General features: G+C 57.9%; 1 protein-coding gene. It reads left to right on the plus strand.

The genetic code is table 11. The annotated features are described in order from the left end of the window. Window positions 1-389: 389 nt before the first annotated feature. A partial coding sequence (locus tag AC5IJH_RS18310; protein ID WP_491904263.1) for a hypothetical protein occupies window positions 390-1,983 on the plus strand: 1,594 nt, incomplete at its 3' end.

Below are 1,983 nucleotides of genomic sequence, written 5' to 3' on the forward strand. Positions count from 1 at the left end.
CGCTTCGGGTAGACGTTTGACGGCACGCACAGGCTGCGTTCAGACAATCCGAGGGCAGCGACGATTGATTGCGAGCGTCCATATGAAACGTCTGCGCGGATGGTCTTCAAGAGCCCGAATGCGTCCAATAGCAATTGAAAATCGACTGATCGTAGAAATGACCCGGCCCAATCGTTAGCTCCCGAGTGCTGCCTACTAGTGATCCTGCGGGGCGAGCGAGGAGTTCGGTCGGACAGGTGCCGCTTCGTACGACACGCCCTATAATCGCCTTCCACGGGAGCAGCGATGTGCTGATCGACTGCTGCTGATGAGTGAAGGACGGGATGTCCGGGTTAAAGCAGAGATATGGAATCGCGAGTCGGTCTGCCTACAGTCTCGCCCTGCAGTGCGTGTTGTTCATGCTTGCGGCGTTCACGCCGGCTCCTCTCTTCGCTCAGGACCAGAAGATCTGGCAGATGCTCCACACCACGTGGACAGCAAGAGAGGGCGCACCGCAGAACATCAACGCCCTGGCGCAGACGCCGGATGGCATAATCTGGCTGGGTGCGCGTGACGGTCTCTACAGCTTCGATGGCTTGCACTTTGCCCAGTCTGGCCTCGTACCGAAAAGAAACGTCCAGTCGATGGTCGTCACGAGAGATGGCTCGTTATGGGCCTTCGATGGTAGCCCGGAGCTTGCCCGAATCCGGAACGGCGTGAGTCAGACCTTGCATGCAACCATCCAAGGCTCACAGATGTCCGTCGGCGAAGTACAGCAAAGCTCAGACGGTACGATCTGGGCAGTCTTGAATGAGAAGAAGCTCGCCACCCTGAATGCGGATGGATCGTGGCGTCTCAGGGCAGGTATAGAGAAAGCGTCCCAAATAGCGCTGCTATTCATCGATTCGCGGGATACGCAGTGGCTTACCGCAGACCAGATGGTGTACCGACGTCCGAGCGGTGAATCTTCTTTTCGCAGTACCGGGATTTCCGTCCTCCATCCGTTGGAATTCTCAGAAGGCCTGGATCACAGCATCTGGCTCGCTGCTACTGCCGCACAGGATGGGGCCGGTTCCGTTAAGGGCAAAGAGGCCTCTCCAGTTGGACTTATCCACCTTTCCCAGTCAGGGAAACGGCTGCCGGCACCCCGTGAGAAGCAGGATGTAAGCCAAGTGGTCGCGGTGAGCCGCGAGGTGTGGACGTCTCATGCCGAAAGCGGGCTGGAGCGCCTGCACACAGGTGACGGAGAGCACGGCCATGGTGCGTCACCATCAGAGCGGCAGGACACGTACGAAGTCGCGGACGGTCTTCTCAATTCAGGCTATCGTGCTCTGCTCCAGGGTCGTGACGATGACATGTGGGTTGCCGGTGGAAGAGGTCTGGAACACTTCCAACGGGCAACGCTCGTCCCGGTCGTAAAGCATGCGGTGAATGGCTGGTGGTCCGTTTGTACGTCTTCGACAGGTGCTGCCTGGGCGACAGTTGCCGATGGCTTCGTCGGCGAGGTGAAAGATGGATTGCTGGATCAATGGAAGCGCCACCTCGACATCTGGTCCGTGATCTGTAGCCCCAATGGCCATGTACATGTTCTAGACGATGGCGGCATAACCGAGTTGAGGGACGGGCGATATAACAGCCTGCCATTGCCAGAATTGCGCACGGAATACCGCAACGCCTACGAGTTCACGAGCCTTGTCCTTCTGCGGGACGGCAGTGTTCTGGGCGGCACGTTAGGTCTGTCGCATGGACTGTGGCATTTCGTTCGTGGTAACTGGACACCTATGCTGCACGAGTTAGGCGTGGGGGGCGTGAGTGCGATGTTGCCGACAAGAGAAGGTTTGCTTTACCTGATCTGGGGCAAGCGGATCTCCGTTGTGAATCCGTATACATGGGAGGTTCTATCCACGTCTCCCCAGGCGTTCAGCAGGGCAGTGATCGGGCTTGCCGAAACCAGCTACGGCGTTTTTGCATTTGGCGAACAAGGTATCGAGCTTGAGCACCACG

Source organism: Candidatus Dedyshia acidiphila (assembly GCF_051025295.1).
Lineage (GTDB): Bacteria > Acidobacteriota > Terriglobia > Terriglobales > Acidobacteriaceae > KBS-83.